The 17,466-nt window shown below is 53.7% G+C and carries 16 protein-coding genes and 1 pseudogene; 11 read left to right on the top strand and 6 right to left on the bottom strand.

What is annotated here, in order from left to right; translation table 11 throughout:
• Nucleotides 1-112: 112 nt before the first annotated feature.
• A complete protein-coding gene (gene pphA, locus O1721_RS17160) occupies nt 113-757 on the top strand; it encodes a protein-serine/threonine phosphatase (protein ID WP_032648594.1) in 645 nt (214 codons plus the stop codon).
• 34 nt (nt 758-791) lie between these two features.
• On the opposite strand, the gene O1721_RS17155 is transcribed toward pphA, so the two are convergent.
• From O1721_RS17155 to yebS, 4 genes are all read right to left on the bottom strand, one after another.
• Nucleotides 792-1,031 (bottom strand): YebV family protein, encoded by a 240-nt coding sequence (locus O1721_RS17155; protein ID WP_003859885.1) that lies wholly within the window; start codon nt 1,029-1,031, stop codon nt 792-794.
• Between the two features lie 106 nt (nt 1,032-1,137).
• Nucleotides 1,138-2,601, bottom strand: coding sequence for a 16S rRNA (cytosine(1407)-C(5))-methyltransferase RsmF (gene rsmF, locus O1721_RS17150; RefSeq protein WP_017693253.1), 1,464 nt, complete (start codon nt 2,599-2,601; stop codon nt 1,138-1,140).
• Between the two features lie 56 nt (nt 2,602-2,657).
• The gene (locus O1721_RS17145; protein ID WP_017693254.1) at nt 2,658-5,291 is read right to left on the bottom strand and encodes a PqiB family protein; all 2,634 of its coding nucleotides are present in this window, start codon (nt 5,289-5,291) and stop codon (nt 2,658-2,660) included.
• Nucleotides 5,260-6,543, bottom strand: coding sequence for a membrane integrity lipid transport subunit YebS (gene yebS / locus O1721_RS17140; protein ID WP_020480541.1), 1,284 nt, complete (start codon nt 6,541-6,543; stop codon nt 5,260-5,262). The genes O1721_RS17145 and yebS overlap by 32 nt, the downstream gene beginning before the upstream one ends.
• 132 nt (nt 6,544-6,675) lie before the next feature.
• On the opposite strand from yebS, the gene O1721_RS17135 reads away from it, so the two are divergent.
• The 4 genes from O1721_RS17135 (at nt 6,676) to htpX (ending at nt 11,099) form a co-directional block, all read left to right on the top strand.
• Nucleotides 6,676-7,173 (top strand): GAF domain-containing protein, encoded by a 498-nt coding sequence (locus O1721_RS17135; RefSeq protein WP_006811006.1) that lies wholly within the window; start codon nt 6,676-6,678, stop codon nt 7,171-7,173.
• A gap of 96 nt (nt 7,174-7,269) precedes the next feature.
• Nucleotides 7,270-7,956 carry an RNA chaperone ProQ gene (proQ, locus tag O1721_RS17130; protein WP_003859895.1) on the top strand — a complete coding sequence of 229 codons (687 nt, stop codon included), beginning with the start codon at nt 7,270-7,272 and terminating at the stop codon, nt 7,954-7,956.
• 19 nt (nt 7,957-7,975) lie between these two features.
• On the top strand, nt 7,976-10,024 hold the full coding sequence (gene prc, locus O1721_RS17125) for a carboxy terminal-processing peptidase (protein ID WP_015570296.1): 2,049 nt from the start codon (nt 7,976-7,978) through the stop codon (nt 10,022-10,024).
• A 193-nt stretch (nt 10,025-10,217) separates the two neighbouring features.
• Complete coding sequence (gene htpX / locus O1721_RS17120; RefSeq protein WP_003859899.1) at nt 10,218-11,099, top strand: protease HtpX; 882 nt, start codon at nt 10,218-10,220, stop codon at nt 11,097-11,099.
• A 51-nt stretch (nt 11,100-11,150) separates the two neighbouring features.
• On the opposite strand, the gene O1721_RS17115 is transcribed toward htpX, so the two are convergent.
• On the bottom strand, nt 11,151-12,524 hold the full coding sequence (locus O1721_RS17115) for an MFS transporter (protein WP_032648592.1): 1,374 nt from the start codon (nt 12,522-12,524) through the stop codon (nt 11,151-11,153).
• Between the two features lie 178 nt (nt 12,525-12,702).
• Here O1721_RS17115 and kdgR point away from each other — a divergent pair, with 178 nt between their 5' ends.
• Nucleotides 12,703-13,494: a DNA-binding transcriptional regulator KdgR gene (kdgR, locus tag O1721_RS17110; RefSeq protein ID WP_015570299.1), complete on the top strand. Its 792-nt coding sequence runs from the start codon at nt 12,703-12,705 to the stop codon at nt 13,492-13,494.
• Nucleotides 13,495-13,557: 63 nt separating this feature from the next.
• On the opposite strand, the gene O1721_RS17105 is transcribed toward kdgR, so the two are convergent.
• Complete coding sequence (locus O1721_RS17105; RefSeq protein ID WP_017384332.1) at nt 13,558-13,797, bottom strand: YobH family protein; 240 nt, start codon at nt 13,795-13,797, stop codon at nt 13,558-13,560.
• Between the two features lie 160 nt (nt 13,798-13,957).
• Here O1721_RS17105 and mgrB point away from each other — a divergent pair, with 160 nt between their 5' ends.
• The 5 genes and pseudogenes from mgrB to ftsI all read left to right on the top strand — a co-directional run bounded on the left by mgrB (nt 13,958) and on the right by ftsI (nt 17,462).
• Nucleotides 13,958-14,101, top strand: a complete 144-nt coding sequence (gene mgrB, locus O1721_RS17100) for a PhoP/PhoQ regulatory lipoprotein MgrB (protein ID WP_003859906.1) — start codon at nt 13,958-13,960, stop codon at nt 14,099-14,101.
• A 74-nt stretch (nt 14,102-14,175) separates the two neighbouring features.
• Nucleotides 14,176-14,463 carry a YebO family protein gene (locus O1721_RS17095; RefSeq protein WP_032648590.1) on the top strand — a complete coding sequence of 96 codons (288 nt, stop codon included), beginning with the start codon at nt 14,176-14,178 and terminating at the stop codon, nt 14,461-14,463.
• Between the two features lie 669 nt (nt 14,464-15,132).
• Nucleotides 15,133-15,277 (top strand): annotated as a pseudogene (locus O1721_RS17090) (DUF2627 domain-containing protein).
• Nucleotides 15,278-15,289: 12 nt separating this feature from the next.
• Nucleotides 15,290-15,499, top strand: coding sequence for a transcription antiterminator/RNA stability regulator CspE (cspE, locus tag O1721_RS17085; protein ID WP_001062678.1), 210 nt, complete (start codon nt 15,290-15,292; stop codon nt 15,497-15,499).
• Nucleotides 15,500-15,716: 217 nt separating this feature from the next.
• Nucleotides 15,717-17,462 carry a peptidoglycan glycosyltransferase FtsI gene (ftsI, locus tag O1721_RS17080; protein WP_032648589.1) on the top strand — a complete coding sequence of 582 codons (1,746 nt, stop codon included), beginning with the start codon at nt 15,717-15,719 and terminating at the stop codon, nt 17,460-17,462.
• Nucleotides 17,463-17,466 lie beyond the last annotated feature (4 nt).

The raw sequence follows: 17,466 nt of genomic DNA, 5'->3' as shown, positions 1-17,466 counted from the left end.
AATAGCGCAGCGATCTTTATTTCCGGCTGGTTTATGGTTTGTTTGGATTCGCAAAATCCAACGCCAGCTCATGACATTTTCTGTGGCAGCTATACTTCTTACAGGAGGCGTTATGTATCAGAAAATAGAGGGAGAACACTGGCGTCATGTCTGGGTTGTCAGCGATATTCATGGTTGCTATCAGTGGCTTATAGATGAGCTGAAACGACGGCATTTTAATCCTGATACGGATCTGCTGATCTCGGTGGGGGATATTATCGATCGCGGGCCTGACAGCGTAAAATGTTTACAGCTGATGCAGGAAAACTGGTTTTATGCGGTACGCGGTAATCACGAGCAAATGGCGTTAGATGCGCTTGAAAATAATGATTTTAGTCTCTGGTCGATAAATGGCGGTAACTGGTTTACCGGGCTTAAGGACGCTCAACAAAAACAGGCGAAGGGTTTACTCGATGCGTGTCGGGACTTACCGCACATTATTGAAATAACCTGCAAAAACGGTCTGAACGTGATTGCTCATGCGGATTATCCCTCCGCCGAATATGGCTGGCATAAGCCGGTGGATGCCCAGCGCGTGCTGTGGGATCGCGACCGGCTAATGGGCTTTATGGTGGGCAAAGGGCAGGGCATTAGCGGTGCGGATCACTTCTGGTTTGGACATACGCCTGTGGACAAACGCTACGATTTTAACAATCTGCACTACATTGATACGGGGGCAGTAATCGGGGGCTTTCTGACGCTGGCGCAGCTTCAGTAATAAATAACCCGCCTTCGGGCGGGTTCTCTTTGGGTCAGGCAAGACGCAAGACCCAGGCATCGGTTTTACTGTCGTAATGCTCACGGTACAGAACGGAATGTTCCCCATCAAGGATCGCCGGGACGCTGGTATCTGCATCCCAGGCGTCCAGCTGCATGCACAAATCCGGATCGGATTTGCAGGGAATACTTAACGTTCGTTCGCCTTGTGATTCGCCGCGCAATTCAGCGTCGTCGATTTCAAAAGCGCCAATGCGTACGCTGGTTTTCGTCATAATGCTCTCCGGTTTGTTGCCCAAAATCTGGTATGACCAGTGCAGTCACCCATTTTTGATCCTAGACAAGGAGAGCGAAATCGCCAGTAAAAAAATGCGCTTTTTTTCAGGCGCTGCGGTTGTTACCGGTAAACAGGCGGCCATCGCGTACCAGTTCGCGCGGATAGCTGTTTTTCAGCCGCGAGCCGACTTTTTTCGCCAGCCCCAGCGGATAGCCCTGATACGTCACGATGACTTCATCCTGTGAAGGGCCGTCTTCCGGGTAAACGTCACGACCGCGATACCACTCTTCCGCTTCCTGATGCGTCAGGGCAAAGGTGTTCTCACTGCCGGCCAGCGCAATGACCGCTTCGTGCTGCCAGCGATAGCCTTTGTTGTGGATCTCCGCCAGGCGAATACCGAGGCGGGAGAAACGCACCTTACCAATCAGCGGTTCGATGTTGACCGGGAACAGCCACAGCTCTTTGTCACGCATCCAGAGGCGCAGGCTCTCATCCCAGTGCAGGCCGACTTTGCTCGCAGCCGCTTGCGCCTGTGCCGCCTCACGGCCTTTGACCGGCGTGAACGGGAAGTTGCCGACCTTAAACTTAGGGGCAGGCAAGGGATCGACGGCGCGGGTTTTACGCAGACGGGCAACAAAGAAGCCTTCGCAATCGTAAATCTGCGGGAAGACATGCAGGAAGCCTTCAGGGGTGGCCGCATGACTGGCCGAGTCGAAGAGGGTGTCCAGCGGCAGAAACTCGACGGCATCCGCATAGCGTTGCTTGAGCCACAGGCAGACGTCCTCGTTTTCATCGCGATTCAGCGTGCAGGTAGAGTAAACCAGCGTCCCGCCTGGGCGCAGGGCATGAAACGCGCTGTCGATCAGTTCGCGCTGCGTGGCGGCGATCTCCAGGTTGCTTTCAACGGACCAGTTTTTTAACGCATCAGGATCTTTACGCACCACGCCTTCGCCGGAGCAGGGCGCGTCGAGCAGGATGGCATCAAAGGCTTCCGGCAGGGCAGCGCCAAACACGCGACCATCGAAGTGCGTTAACGCGACGTTGTGGATCCCGCAGCGGCTGATATTGGCATGCAGGACTTTAACGCGGCTGGCGGAAAATTCGTTGGCGAGGATCGCGCCGCGGTTGTTCATCCGGGCGGCAATCTGCGTGGTTTTAGAGCCCGGCGCCGCCGCGACATCCATAACCCGCTCAGGCTGGTTCCCGTCGGCAAACAGCGCAGCAACCGGCAGCATGGAGCTGGCTTCCTGAATATAAAACAGCCCGCTCAGATGCTCGGCGGTGCTGCCGAGCGGCAGGCTCTCCTCGTCATCCCGTTCGATCCAGAACCCCTCTTCACACCACGGCACCGGCGTTAATTGCCAGCCGTAGGGGGAGACGAGATCCAGAAACGCCCCGACGCTGATTTTCAGCGTATTGACGCGAATACTCCGGCGCAAAGGGCGCTGGCATGCGGCAACGAAATCGTCGAAAGAGAGATGAGCTGGAAGCGCCTCGCGCATCTGTGCGAGGAATTGTTCGGGAAGAAATACGGAGTTTTGAGCCACGGGCACACCACAGGGAAACATTCAGGTGCGCAGTGTAACATAAAGGCTCCGGCGCGTTGACACCGGAGCCTGCGAGATTAACGCGGCAGCGCCGTTCCCCATTCGCGCCACTCTTTCGGTTCACTTTCCAGCAGCAGGAAGTGTTTACCTGCCTGCGCCTTAGGCGCCAGAGGCGTGCCAGGCGGCGTCGCGAAGGCAATGCCGCCGCGAATGAACTGATTAAAGGTCCCCGTTTTGACCACGCCACCGGTCAGGCCGAAGTCCAGCGAGTAGCCTGAAGCGAGCCAGAACACCGAGTTGTTGCGCACCAGATGCTGATAACGCTGGCTGATGCGCAGGCCGACCATCACGCGATCGGACAGATTACCCAGCGTCAGGCTTGTTACTGTCCCTACTTCAATGCCGCGGAACAGGACCGGCGTACCGATGCCCAGCGAACCGGCTTCCGGCACTTCAACCACAATGCTCAAACCGTCCAGATAACGGGAGTCGGTGATGGTGGCCTCCTGCAACTCAAATTCACGACGCGCGTTGCCGCGACCCGGTTCAACGTTAATGTACGGCTGAAGTATGGTGTCGAGATGCTCAACCCCTGCGGCAGAAATTTGCGGCGTAACCACCGAGAAGCGCGAGCCTGCCCGGGCAAACGTCTGCACATATTCCGGATAAAGCACGGCGGTCGCCTGCACTTCGTTGCGTGCGGTGATCAGCGTCAGCTTCTGGACCTGCCCGATATCAATGCCGAGATAGCGGATGGGCATGCCTTCAGCCAGTTTACCGGCATCAAAGGTGTGCAGGGTAATTTGCCCCCCGACCGCGCGCGCCGCGGTTTCGGACGGGAAGAGGATCCGCTTGTCACCTTTACGCATGTTGCCGCCGGCGCCGCTCAGGTTATCGAAGCTGATCGCACCGCGCAGGGCACGGGAGAGAGGCGATGCCTGTACGGTCAGCCCGCTGCCGTTGAGCTGCACTTTCGCGCCACCCTCAGCCCAGAACACGCTGTTTGGCGTGAGCAGCTTGCGGTACTCCGGCTTGATATGCAGTTCGATATCAAACGCGTCCGCACGAGGACGAACGGTGATCACTTCCCCCACCTCAAACTTACGGTAAAGCACGACGGAGCCTGCCTGGACATCCGGCAGCGTTTCAGCGCTTAAGGTCAGCGTGGTGGTTGGCAGGTCGCCGAGGCTATTTTCAATGGCTTTGTCCAGATTGGCGAACAGCGGATAGCTTTCGCGCAGCGCACCTTTGCTGCCCGGCAGAATGCGGATCCCGCCGTTAACCCACTCACTGGCGCTGGCGCCGAGGAACTCAACCCCGTCCAGACCCACCTTCACGTCGACCCGACTGTTAACCACAAATTTACTGTCGCCGTGGACCAGGTTGCCGTACTGCGGATCGATGGCGGCGGAGAAGGAGACCCCTTTTTCCGACAGCTTACGTTCGAGGACCTGGCCCACCTGCACACCGTGCAGGATCAGCGGTTGCCCGGCTTCAATACCGTAGCTTTCCGGCGCATTCAGCGTAACCGTCAACACGCCCGGTTTTTGCAGCAGGGCTTTATCCGCCGGCGCGATAACAAAGTTTTTGTTCGGCGCACCTTCGCCGGGGATCAGCTCAAAGGTGCTTCCCGTCAGCAGAGAACTGATGCTGGCGTCGCTGAGGGAGAGCTTCGGATTACGCAGTTCAATGCGCGTTTTTTCCCGCAGGAGATCCACCACACTCGGATCCACCGTCATTTCGCCGGTAACGGAGCCGCCCGCATTGAGGGTTAATTTTGTCAGTTGCCCGACCTCTAAACCCTGGTACATCAGCGGGGTCGAACCGGCTTTCAGGCCTTTGGCATCCGGCAGGGTCAGCTTGACGATGACACCGCGCTGGCTGTGCGCCAGGTCGGCGTACAGGCCAAAGGTATCTTCTGCGGCGGCAGGGCTGGAGTTAGCAGGTGAGTCGAAGGCGATAGCGCCATTCACCAGCGCCGCCAGGCTCTCAAGCTTCACTTTCGCACCGCTTAAGCTCAGGTCGGCATCGACGCCTGAGACGTTCCAGAAGCGGCTGCCTTTTTTCACCAGGTTGGTAAAACGGCGCTCGATGAGTACATCAATGGTCACGCCATCTTTGTTCGGGTTAATGGCGTAGTCGTAAACGCGGCCTACCGGAATTTTGCGGAAATAGACCAGAGAACCACTGTTCAGCGAGCCCAAATCCGGCGCGCGGAGATGGATCATCAAATCGCCGTTATTCAGCCGATATTTCGGCTGGGTATCCAGCGCAACAAAGTGATCCTGTGGCTCACCTTTGCCGGGCATCATGCCGATATAGTTACCGCCCACAAGCGCATCCAGCCCGGAAACGCCGGCCAGGGAGGCTTTAGGCGTGACCAGCCAGAACTGCGTTTCGGCACGCAGGGCATCCTGCATATCAGACTTAATGCTCGCCCGGACCTGGATTTTGTTCAGCCCTTTGCCAAGGGAAATATCCTGCACGGTACCCACTTCCACCCCCTGGAAGCGAACGGGGGTACGTCCGGCGACAATGCCGTCCGCAGACTGGAAATCAATCGTGATGGTACTTCCGCGATCTTCATAGCTCGTCCAGATAAGCCAGCCTGCGATCATCAGCGCGATAACAGGCAGCAACCAGAATGGCGAAATGCGGCGTTTTGTTTTAATTCTCGCTTCAGTCGGCGAAGCGGGCGTTTCCTGACTCATGTGCGTCCCAAAGTAAGCGGCTGTCCAGCCATTCCACTGCAAGAATAGTCAATATCACCGCAGAGCCGAAATAAAAAGCTGCGGGTCCCATGGTAAAAGCAAGTAACTGATCGCGATTGATGAGCGACATCATCAGCGAAATCACGAACAGATCCAACATCGACCAGCGACCAATCCAGGTCACGAATCGCAGAAGCAGGATGCGGGTGCGTAGTCCTTGTTCGCATTTAAAGTGAATGCTAATAAGCAGCGTAAACATCACCACCACTTTGGTAAAGGGCACCAGAATACTGGCGATGAAAACAATGGCGGCGACCCCCACGTTACTGTGCGCCAGAGAGATAATCCCCGAAAGGATAGTATCTTCCTGACGGGCGCCGTTCACATAAATTACGGAGATCGGCAGCATGTTGGCCGGGAACAAAAATACCAGGGAGGCGATTAGCGCCGCCCAGCACTTTTGCAGGCTGTTGTTGCGTCGCAATCTTAACGGAATGTGGCAGCGTGGGCACCTCCCGCGTTTATCCGGAAAACCGGTGTAATGGCAGCCCAGGCAGACGCGCAGGTTTTCATCAGGCCGGGTCGCGGGGCGCTGCGGGTAAAATCGCTCCCAAAGCTGTTCAACATTGAGATGAATCAGGGTCAAAATACTCAGCAGGACCAGTGAAATAAACGCGAAAAGGCCAATGCCGGGTTGTAAAAACGCATAATCCTGCACCTTGATGGAGGCCACGCCAATGCCTACCAGATAGATGTCCAGCATCACCCACTCCTTGAGCTTTTCCAGCATGAGCAGGACAGGGCGCAGGTTCATCCCCAGAATGTTGCCAAACCACAGGTAGGCAATTGCCGCGACCAGCACCAACGGCGCGCCGACGACGCAGAACAGCACCATGGCGGCCGTAAGCGGATCGCCCTGGCGCGTCATCTGCCAGATCCCCTGCAACACGTTAGCGTCAATACGCACGCCAAGCAGGTAGAGCTTTAACAGCGGCTCGGTCCAGGCGAAGGGCATCAGCAGCAGCATGGTGACCGCCATTGCCGCCAGACGCGTCAATGACCAGTCCCGGCCATCGCGGATTTTGGCATCGCAGCATGGACAAAAAGCACTTTGGTGCGATTTCATCTTCGGCAACATAAAAAGCGTATCGCACTGGGGACAACGCTGATAATGTGCACGGGGCAGAGCCTGGCTTACCGTACGGACAACGATCTTTCGTGTCGGCGTAATTTGGGGTGTTTTTAGGGCCATCAGTCGCACACAGATTAGTATTGTTGAAAGTTATAATAACTCATGAACGGATTCATCTTGAGCATGAGCGCATTTAATGCTTATTTTAATAGGCTATGCGGTAACTATGTAAGATAACTAAGTGATTGAATAATGAACAAAACAGAATTCTACGCGGATCTGAATCGCGATTTTAAGGCATTAATGGCAGGGGAAACCAGTTTCTTAGCCACTCTGGCAAATACCAGTGCGTTACTGTTCGAACGCCTTTCTGACGTGAACTGGGCGGGCTTTTATCTGCTGGAAGGTGACACGCTGGTGCTGGGGCCTTTCCAGGGTAAACTCGCCTGCGTACGCATCCCGGTAGGTCGTGGCGTGTGCGGTACCGCAGTGGCGACCCGTCAGGTTCAGCGTGTCGAAGATGTTCATGCGTTTGACGGCCACATTGCCTGCGATGCCAGCAGCAATTCTGAAATCGTACTGCCGCTGGTGGTTAAAAATCAGATTATTGGCGTTCTGGATATCGACAGCACGGTCTTCAGCCGCTTTACTGCCGAGGATGAGCAGGGGCTGCGCGCGCTGGCCGCAAACCTGGAAAATGTTCTGGCAGAGACCGATTATCATAAATTCTTTGCGAGCGTCGCAGGATAATCAACGGATAACGTAGCATTTACTGATAGCGTCATTATAATGTCGCCTGTTCATGCCTGCGCTTGTTGGCAACGTCCGTTGTAATCAGGAAATTTCATGGAAAATCAACCTAAGTTGAATAGCAGTAAAGAAGTTATCGCATTTCTGGCCGAGCGTTTCCCGCAGTGCTTCAGCGCTGAAGGTGAAGCGCGTCCTCTGAAAGTCGGTATCTTTCAGGATCTGGTCGCGCGCGTTGAGGGGGAGATGAACCTCAGCAAAACGCAGCTTCGTTCTGCCTTGCGCCTTTATACCTCGAGCTGGCGTTACCTGTACGGTATCAAGCCGGGTGCGACCCGTGTCGACCTTGACGGCAACCCGTGCGGTGAGCTGGACGAGCAGCACGTAGAACATGCGCGTAAGCAGCTTGAAGAAGCCAAAGCTCGCGTGCAGGCACAGCGTGCGGAACAGCAGGCGAAAAAACGCGAAGCCGCAGCGGCAAACGGTCAGGAAGACGCCCCTCGTCGCGAGCGTAAACCGCGCCCGGCACCGCGTCGTACTGAAAATAACGATCGCAAACCGCGTGCTGACAAACCCGCAGCTAAAGCCCCACGTGCGCCGCGCGAAGAGCCGCGCCACACCCCAGTTTCTGACATCAATGCGCTGAGCGTAGGTCAGTCTCTGAAGGTGAAAGCGGGTAACAACGCGATGGACGCCACCGTACTGGAAATCACCAAAGATGGCGTTCGTGTACAGCTGACTTCTGGTATGTCAATGATTGTACGCGCAGAACACTTGTTGTTCTGAAACGGAGGCCGAGCCTGGCATGAACACTTTTTTTAAGCTCACCGCGCTGGCTGGCCTGTTTGCTATAACAGGCCATGCTTTCGCTGTGGACGATATTACGCGTGTTGATCAAATTCCGGTTCTCAAGGAAGAGACTCAGCACGCGACGGTGAGTGAGCGCGTGACGTCGCGCTTTACTCGTTCGCACTATCGTCAGTTCGATCTCGATCAGGCCTTTTCGGCCAAAATCTTTGACCGTTATCTGAACTTGCTGGATTACAGCCATAACGTACTGCTGGCCAGCGATGTCGAACAGTTCGCTAAACGCAAATCCGAAGTGGGTGATGAGCTGCGCTCCGGAAAGCTCGATCTGTTCTACGATCTGTACAACTTATCGCAAAAGCGCCGTTTTGAGCGTTATCAATACGCGCTGAAAGTGCTGGAACGTCCGATGGACTTCACCGGCAACGACACCTTTAATCTGGACCGCAGCAAAGCGCCATGGCCGAAAGACGAGGCTGAACTGAATGCGCTGTGGGACGGAAAAGTCAAATATGACGAACTGAGCCTCAAGCTTACAGGCAAAGACGAGAAAGAGATCCGTGAGACGTTAAATCGTCGATACAAATTCGCTATTCGTCGTCTGGCGCAGACCAACAGTGAAGATGTTTTCTCGCTGGCGATGACCGCGTTTGCGCATGAAATTGATCCGCACACTAATTATCTCTCTCCACGTAACACCGAACAGTTCAATACCGAAATGAGCCTGTCTCTGGAAGGTATCGGTGCTGTGCTTCAGATGGACGATGACTACACCGTAATCAACTCCATGGTGGCTGGTGGCCCTGCGTCGAAAAGCAAAGCGATCAGCGTAGGCGACCGTATTGTCGGTGTGGGTCAAACCGGAAAGAGCATGGTGGACGTGATTGGCTGGCGTCTTGATGATGTTGTTGCGCTGATCAAAGGGCCGAAGGGCAGCAAAGTTCGCCTGGAGATCCTGCCAGCCGGTAAGGGGACTAAAACCCGTATCGTTACTCTCACCCGTGAGCGTATCCGTCTGGAAGATCGCGCGGTGAAAATGTCGGTGAAAACCGTGGGTAAAGAGAAGGTTGGCGTTCTGGATATCCCAGGTTTCTACGTCGGCCTGACCGATGATGTGAAAGTGCAGCTCCAGAAGCTTGAAAAGCAGAATGTCAGCAGCGTGATCATTGACCTGCGCAGCAACGGCGGCGGGGCATTGACCGAGGCCGTCTCGCTTTCCGGGCTGTTTATCCCGTCTGGCCCGGTGGTACAGGTGCGCGATAACAACGGTAAAGTGCGTGAAGATGCCGATACCGATGGTGTGGTCTACTATAAGGGGCCGCTGGTGGTGCTGGTCGATCGCTTCAGCGCCTCTGCATCGGAAATCTTCGCTGCTGCCATGCAGGATTACGGCCGGGCATTAATCGTCGGCGAACCGACGTTTGGCAAGGGCACCGTTCAGCAGTACCGCTCTCTGAACCGTATTTACGACCAGATGCTGCGCCCTGAGTGGCCTGCGCTGGGCTCAGTACAGTACACTATTCAGAAGTTTTACCGCGTCAACGGCGGCAGTACGCAGCGCAAAGGCGTGACGCCGGATATCATGATGCCGACAGGTACCGAAGAGACGGAAACGGGCGAGAAGTTTGAAGATAACGCGCTGCCGTGGGATAGCATTGATGCCGCGACATTCGTGAAATCGGGTGATATGAAACAGTTCGGACCGGAACTGCTGAAAAATCACAACGATCGCATCGGGAAGGATCCGGAATTCCAGTACATCATGAAGGACATCGCGCGTTTCAATGCTTTGAAAGCGAAACGGAACATTGTGTCTCTGAACTACGCCCAGCGTGAGAAAGAGAACAATGAAGATGACGCGACACGTCTGGCGCGTATCAACGATCGCTTCAAACGTGAGGGCAAGCCTCTGCTCAAAAAACTGGACGATCTGCCTAAGGATTACCAGGAGCCCGATCCGTATCTGGACGAGACGGTGCATATCGCGCTTGATCTCGCGAAGCTGGAAAAAGAGAAACCCGCCCTGCAACCTGCTCCGACAAAATAATCCCCCAACAGGCACAAGAAATTGTGCCTGTTTCTTTATGTACCTCCTCCTTCCGTCAGGCGGATTTCCAATTGTGTAAAGTTGTGTCTTTCTGGTGACTTACGCCGTCTGGATGCTTGAAAATAGCCGTAATACCCATACGATGTGGGTAATCGCATAGTGCGTTTTGTTAAACTGAGGTTAAAAGAATATTATGATGCGAATCGCGCTCTTCCTGCTCACCAACCTGGCGGTGATGGTGGTATTCGGGCTGGTGCTAAGCCTGACGGGAATTCAGTCGAGCAGCGTTCAGGGTCTGTTGATTATGGCGCTGCTGTTTGGTTTCGGTGGCTCTTTCATTTCACTGCTGATGTCGAAGTGGATGGCACTGAAATCCGTGGGCGGTGAAGTTATTGAGCAACCGCGTAACGATATGGAGCAGTGGCTGATGAGCACGGTTGCTCAGCAGTCAAAGCAGGCGGGCATTGCCATGCCGCAGGTAGCCATCTACCACGCGCCGGATATCAACGCGTTTGCTACCGGTGCGCGTCGTGACGCGTCCCTGGTGGCCGTCAGTACCGGCCTGCTGCAAAACATGAGCCGTGACGAAGCGGAAGCGGTTATTGCTCACGAGATCAGCCATATCGCCAATGGCGATATGGTCACCATGACCCTGATCCAGGGCGTGGTGAACACCTTCGTTATCTTTATTTCTCGTATTCTGGCACAGATTGCTGCCGGGTTTATGGGTGGCAACCGTGATGAGGGTGAAGAGAGCAACGGCAACCCGCTGATCTATTTTGCTGTTTCAATGGTGCTGGAGCTGGTGTTCGGTATCCTGGCAAGCATCATTACCATGTGGTTCTCCCGTCATCGTGAGTTCCACGCGGATGCCGGTTCCGCGAAACTGGTGGGTCGTGAAAAGATGATTGCTGCGCTGCAACGACTGAAAACCAGCTACGAGCCGCAGGAAGCAAACAGCATGATGGCCTTCTGCATCAACGGCAAATCAAAGTCGCTGAGCGAGCTGTTTATGTCTCACCCGCCGCTGGATAAACGTATTGAAGCGCTGCGTAGCGGCGAATACCTGAAGTAACGTAATCGGGTTGAAAAGAACCGGGCTGGAGCCATTCTCCGCCCGGTTTTTTTATGCCTGCGCCTTTGGCTGGGTGACGCGAAGGCCGCTAATGACAGCCGCGAGGGTCGCCAGGGTCCCTGCGGTAATCAGCGCAACCTGTGTCGCATTCTGCCCGGCAAGGTTAAACATCAACGCCACCAGTGCGGCCCCGGTGCTTTGCCCTAACAGTCTTGCCGTGCCCAGCATCCCGCTGGCGCCACCGCTGCGATGACGTGGGGCAGAGGTGATAATCGTGTGGTTATTAGGGGACTGGAACAGACCAAAACCGGCCCCGCACAGGATCATGCGCCAGATAATATCCAGATCCCCCGGCGAGGCGGGCAGGAGCGCCAGCGAAAACAGTCCCACCGCCATGACAACCAGCCCAATCGCCCCCAGAAGCCCGGCATGGACGCGCTCAATAAGGTAACCGGCCAGCGGGGCCATCACCATGGTTGCCAGCGGCCAGGGCGTGAGCAGCAAGCCTGTCTCCACTTCTGAACGGCCAATCACGCTCTGCAAAAAGAACGGCAGCGCAACCAGCGCCAGCATCTGGGCGCAGAACGAGCAAATGGAGGTACAAATGGATAGCGAAAACAGCGGAATACGTAGCAAATCCACCGGAAGTAGCGGCACGGGCAGCGCCAGCTGACGTCGTACAAAGAAAAAGCCGATGATAAGCATGGCAACGATTTCTGCGGCAATGAGCGACAGAGACTGTCCCTGCGCAAATCCGCTCAGCGCGGTAATCAGCAGGCCAAAAGTCAGCGCGTTCATCACGGCGCTGGGCAGATCGAAACGTGGCATGGTACTTTTCGGACCATTTTCCGGAAGATAGCGCAGGGCGAAGAAGATCGCCACAATGCCCAGCGGCACGTTAATGGCAAACAGCCACTGCCACGAGGCAACGGACAGGATGGCGGCGGCAATCGTTGGGCCGGCGGCGGACGACACGGCCACAATAAAGGAGTTAATGCCCATGCCGCGCCCCAGGTGGCGTTGAGGATAAATAAGCCGTATCAGGGCCGTGTTCACGCTCATTAGCGCCGCGCCGCCAAAGCCCTGCGCGATACGCGCCAGCGTAAGGGTGTGCAGTGAATCTGAAAGGGCACAGAAGAGCGAGGTGAGGGTAAACACCACCAGCCCGCACTGGTAAACCCGGCGATAACCAAACATATCGCCCAGGAAAGAGAGTGACAGAAGGGAAATCACAATCGCTATCTGGTACGCGTTCACAATCCAGATGGAGCTTGCCGGCGAAGCATTAAGGTCTTTGGCAATCGTAGGAAGAGCCACGTTGGCAATCGCACCGTCAAGGACAGCCATCGAAATACCGATGACAATAGTGGCAATTGCCCCGTACCGCTGCGGTAAGGGCAGGCCATCAGAAACGTTTTTTTGCATGGGAAAAGAATGGCTCAACGTGAAATTATTTTCAGAGTAACTATTTTAGCATCGTTATTTCGGTTTTATGTCGCAGATTTGTAACGAAGTAAACCCAGATAGATTGCAGCACGCATCACACGAATTTATAATAAAAACCGGTTCTGATTTTTATAAAACACTCTCCATGAGGTGATAAATGGCAATCGCAGATTTGGATAAGCAGCCAGATTCTGTTTCTTCCGTGCTGAAGGTGTTTGGCATCTTGCAGGCGCTCGGAGAAGAGCGTGAAATTGGTATTACAGAGTTGTCGCAGCGTGTGATGATGTCGAAAAGCACCGTTTATCGCTTTTTGCAGACGATGAAATCATTGGGTTATGTCGCGCAGGAAGGAGAATCAGAAAAATATTCTCTGACCCTGAAACTGTTTGAACTGGGCGCCCGTGCCTTGCAGAACGTGGATCTGATCCGCAGCGCTGACATTCAGATGCGTGAACTTTCACGACTGACGAAAGAGACAATTCACCTCGGTGCGCTGGATGAAGACAGCATTGTTTACATCCACAAAATTGACTCCATGTACAACCTGCGCATGTATTCACGCATTGGTCGTCGTAACCCGCTGTACAGCACCGCAATTGGTAAAGTACTGCTGGCCTGGCGCGATCGCGAAGAGGTGAAGCAAATCCTTGACGGGGTGGAGTACAAACGCAGCACCGACCGCACGATTACCAGTACGGAAGAACTGCTGAGCGTGCTGGATAAAGTGCGTGAGCAGGGTTACGGGGAAGATAACGAAGAGCAGGAAGAGGGGCTGCGTTGCATCGGTGTGCCGGTGTTTGACCGCTTCGGCGTTGTCATTGCGGGCCTGAGCATTTCGTTCCCAACGCTGCGTTTCTCTGAAGAGCGTCTTCATGAATATGTGGCGATTCTGCATACCGCAGCGCGCAAAATTTCAGAGCAGATGGGCTATAACGATTATCCGTTCTGATCGACGCCACCAATAAAAACGCCGCACTTTTGCGGCGTTTCTGTAAGCGAAGTTCAGCGCTGATTAACCGTTATCAACCACAACAGATGATTTACGCAGCACAGGACAGTTGGTTAACCCGATGATCCCGCTGTCGGAATGGATGTACTGAGCCGTGCTTATCCCCTGGGCGGTAAGATATTTACACTGGATACCCAGACCCGCGGCATTTTCTTTGCTCCCCATTAATACGCCGTACCCACTTAATAACAGGCCGATCCAGACAATGGCCAGTACAATTACTGTACGAATAAGTAAACGCATCGTTGCCTCTTTTTTCTTTGTTGTCATAGAGTAAGCGTAACGGCTTTACGCAGTGAAACAAGTGCACGATTCCGAAAAGCGTCTGTTGAAGGTACAGTTAGCCCCTGTTTAAGATAACCGTGATAACCTGGCTGTATCAGGTCATAAGACGGAGTGTGGAGTGAAAAAAATACGCTGGGTAATTCTGATTATAGTGTTGATAGCATGCGTGGTGCTGTGGACGCAGACTATCAATGTGATGTGCGATCAGGATGTACAGTTCTTTAGCGGCATTTGTTCAATCAATAAGTTTATCCCCTGGTAGAGACCATTTTTACGCTGAGTGATGTCCTTACGCGGCGGCAGTGGTAAAATGGCGGTTTTTACTGAGGTGGTGAAATGGGTGAGTTACTGAATTCGGGGCTGCTGAGCATTGCATCCCTGGTAATGTCTTTGTTGGTGCTGGTCGTTGGGCTGGTGCTGTGGTTTTTCGTTAACCGCGCCAGCTCCCGCACAAACGAGCAGATTGAGCTGCTGGAAGCATTGCTCGATCAGCAGAAACGGCAGACTGCGCTGCTGCGTCGTTTGTGCGAAGCCAACGAGCCGGAGGAGAAAGCGGTACCGAAGGACGCTGTTGCTCAACAACAAGACGAGGAAGACTTCATTCGCCTGGTAGCTGAACGATAGTCTGCCCGGAGCGGGGAGGTGGCCTGACGTACGGCGTAAATCCCCTCCCTTATCAAATGCATCCCACAACTTCCCGGCATTTAATTAAGCAGCAGTTAACTCATGTTTTAGCACACTGAAAACTGGCGAATATTTATCCTTATTTAACAAATTCAGTTTCGTTGAATAAATAGTGTGCTTTATCTTTCCTGAAGTGTTTTATTTTTATCGAAACGTTTTGCTTGCCTTGTTTTGAGGCAGAGTCATAAAAATTTCATTATTTTGGTGCAGAATAACACTTATTAAATGGTGGTTTTTAATACAGTTAGCAAAATGTAATTAACATCGTATATTCCCTGACACATGTTGGTGCGTTGCAATGTTTTCAGCATAACTTTTCACAAAATGTTCTAACTCAGTCATTCCTTTAAAGAAATTCTGGGATTGGGATGGACGCTTTGAAATGATTGAGCTATGTTTAAAAAGTCTTTGATTACAGGGCGCGTCAACGCACCCTGCGGGCAGTGAGGTCAGGTGGCGCTTCATTTGACAATTCGCATAACTGTGCAGATTGTTATGGAGTAACGTCTGAATTTGTGCGGCGGATCGAGACACGTTTAAAAATGGCTTGCCATATTAAACGTTGTGTGTGATAACACGTTTTGGGTCAAACGAGGTACAGTTCTGTTTATGTGTGGCATTTTCAGTAAAGAAGTCCTGAGTAAACACGTTGTCGTTGAATACCGCTTCTCTGCCGAACCTTATATTAGTGCCTCAAGCAGTAATGTCTCAGTTTTATCTATGTCAAAGCCCGCGGGCTAAGAAAACACTCTAAGGAATTTTGCAAATGGCAAAGATTAAAGGTCAAGTTAAGTGGTTCAACGAGTCTAAAGGTTTTGGTTTCATTACTCCTGCTGACGGCAGCAAAGACGTGTTCGTACACTTCTCTGCAATCCAGGGTAACGGCTTCAAAACTCTGGCTGAAGGCCAGAACGTTGAGTTCGAAATTCAGGATGGCCAGAAAGGCCCAGCTGCGGTTAACGTAACTGCTATCTGATCGAATCACTGCTGACTGAAGCGCTCAGCGCTTCGATCTCAGACATAAGCCTCGCCGATGCGGGGCTTTTTTTATACGCTTATTTTTCAAAATATTACGTAATCCTCCTCTGTTATTATCTTGTTGCAAACCCGCGAGATTATTAGCATTGTTTTCCCGCCTTATTATCCGCTTTTCTCGTTAAATCAGGGCGTTGATTAACAGCCCTGGGGTTAAGGTGAAAAAAAAGACAATAACCACCACCGGAAATTTTACTCCGGCACGTTTTGCACTTCTGTGTCTCGCCATCTTTTGTAGCCTTGCGTTTCTGCTGGGCCGCGTAGCGTGGCTACAAATTATCAAACCGGATAATCTGGTGAAGCAGGAGGATATGCGCTCCCTGCGAGAAGTGGCGATAGACGCCCCGCGTGGGATGATTGTTGACCGTGAAGGGCGACCCCTTGCGGTGAGCGTACCCGTCCAGGCCGTCTGGGCCGATCCTAAAACAGTGCTGGAAAAAGGGGGGATCGGTTTTGACTCGCGCTGGCAGGCCCTGGCAAATGCCTTACACCTTTCTCTGAGCACGCTCGCATCGCGAATTAACAGTAACCCGCACGGGCGATTTATTTACCTTGCCCGTCAGGTTGATCCCGCCCAGGCAAAGTGGATCGATAAGCTGCGTCTCCCCGGCATCAACCTTCGCGATGAGTCCCGCCGCTTTTATCCTGCCGGGCACGTGGCGGCGAACCTGATTGGCTTCACCAATATTGATGGTCAGGGCATTGAGGGCGTCGAGAAAAGCTTTAACACGCAGCTTACCGGGAAGGCAGGCGTGCGGCTGGTCAGGAAAGATCGCTACGGACATGTGGTGGAGAACCTTACGGAGGTGGCTCCCGTACCTGCACATAATATTCAGCTTAGTATCGATGAACGCCTGCAAACTATCACCGAAGACGCGCTGGATAATGCCGTGGCGTGGAACAAAGCCGAGTCAGGCGCGTCGGTGCTGATTAATATCCGAACGGGCGAAATTCTGGCGATGGCGAGCTTCCCCGACTTCAACCCCAACAACCGGGAAGGGGCAACGCTGGATGATTTTCGCAATCGCGCGATCAGCGACACCTTTGAACCTGGCTCGACCGTTAAGCCTCTGGTGCTGATGACGGCGCTACAGCAGGGGCTGGTACAGCCTGACAGCGTGATAGACACGCATCCCTACACCATTGATGGTCATCGTATTCGTGATGTGGGCTACTACCCCGAGCTGACGATGACCGGGATTTTGCAAAAATCCAGCGACACAGGCGTATCCCGTCTTTCGCTGGCGATGCCCGTGCAACGGTTACTGGATACCTATAAAAACTTTGGTTTTGGCGAGAGTACCGGGCTTGGTTTAACGGGAGAAAGCGCAGGTTTACTGCCGCAGCGAAAATTCTGGAGTCAGTTAGATCGGGCAACCTTTGCCTTTGGGTATGGCCTGATGGTAACCCCCCTCCAGCTGGCGCATGTGTATGCCACCATCGGCAGCTACGGCATTGAACGGCCTCTGTCCATCACCCGTATTGACCCGCCGGTGATTGGCAAGCGGGTGATGCCCGAGGAAATTGTTCACGAGGTGGAACATATGATGGAGAGCGTTGCGTTACCCGGCGGTGGCGGGGTCAAAGCGGCGGTGCGTAACTATCGCGTGGCGATAAAAACCGGGACGGCCAAAAAAATCGATGAACATGGTAAGTATGTGGATAAATACGTCGCCTATACCGCAGGCGTTGCGCCTGCCAGCGATCCCCGTTTCGCGCTGGTGGTGGTGATCAACGATCCGCAAAACGGTGCCTACTATGGCGGGGCCGTTTCTGCGCCCGTGTTCAGCGAAATTATGGGTAACGTCCTGCGCCTGGAAAACGTGAAGCCAGACGGGCTGCCGGCAGATTCTGACCATCTGATCGTGATGCGTCACCCAGCCGTTTATAACCCTGGCGAATAGCGGT

The sequence above is a fragment of the Enterobacter cloacae complex sp. HYC033_NIDB genome (assembly GCF_056673335.1).
This window is presented reverse-complemented; position numbering and strand designations above follow the sequence as displayed.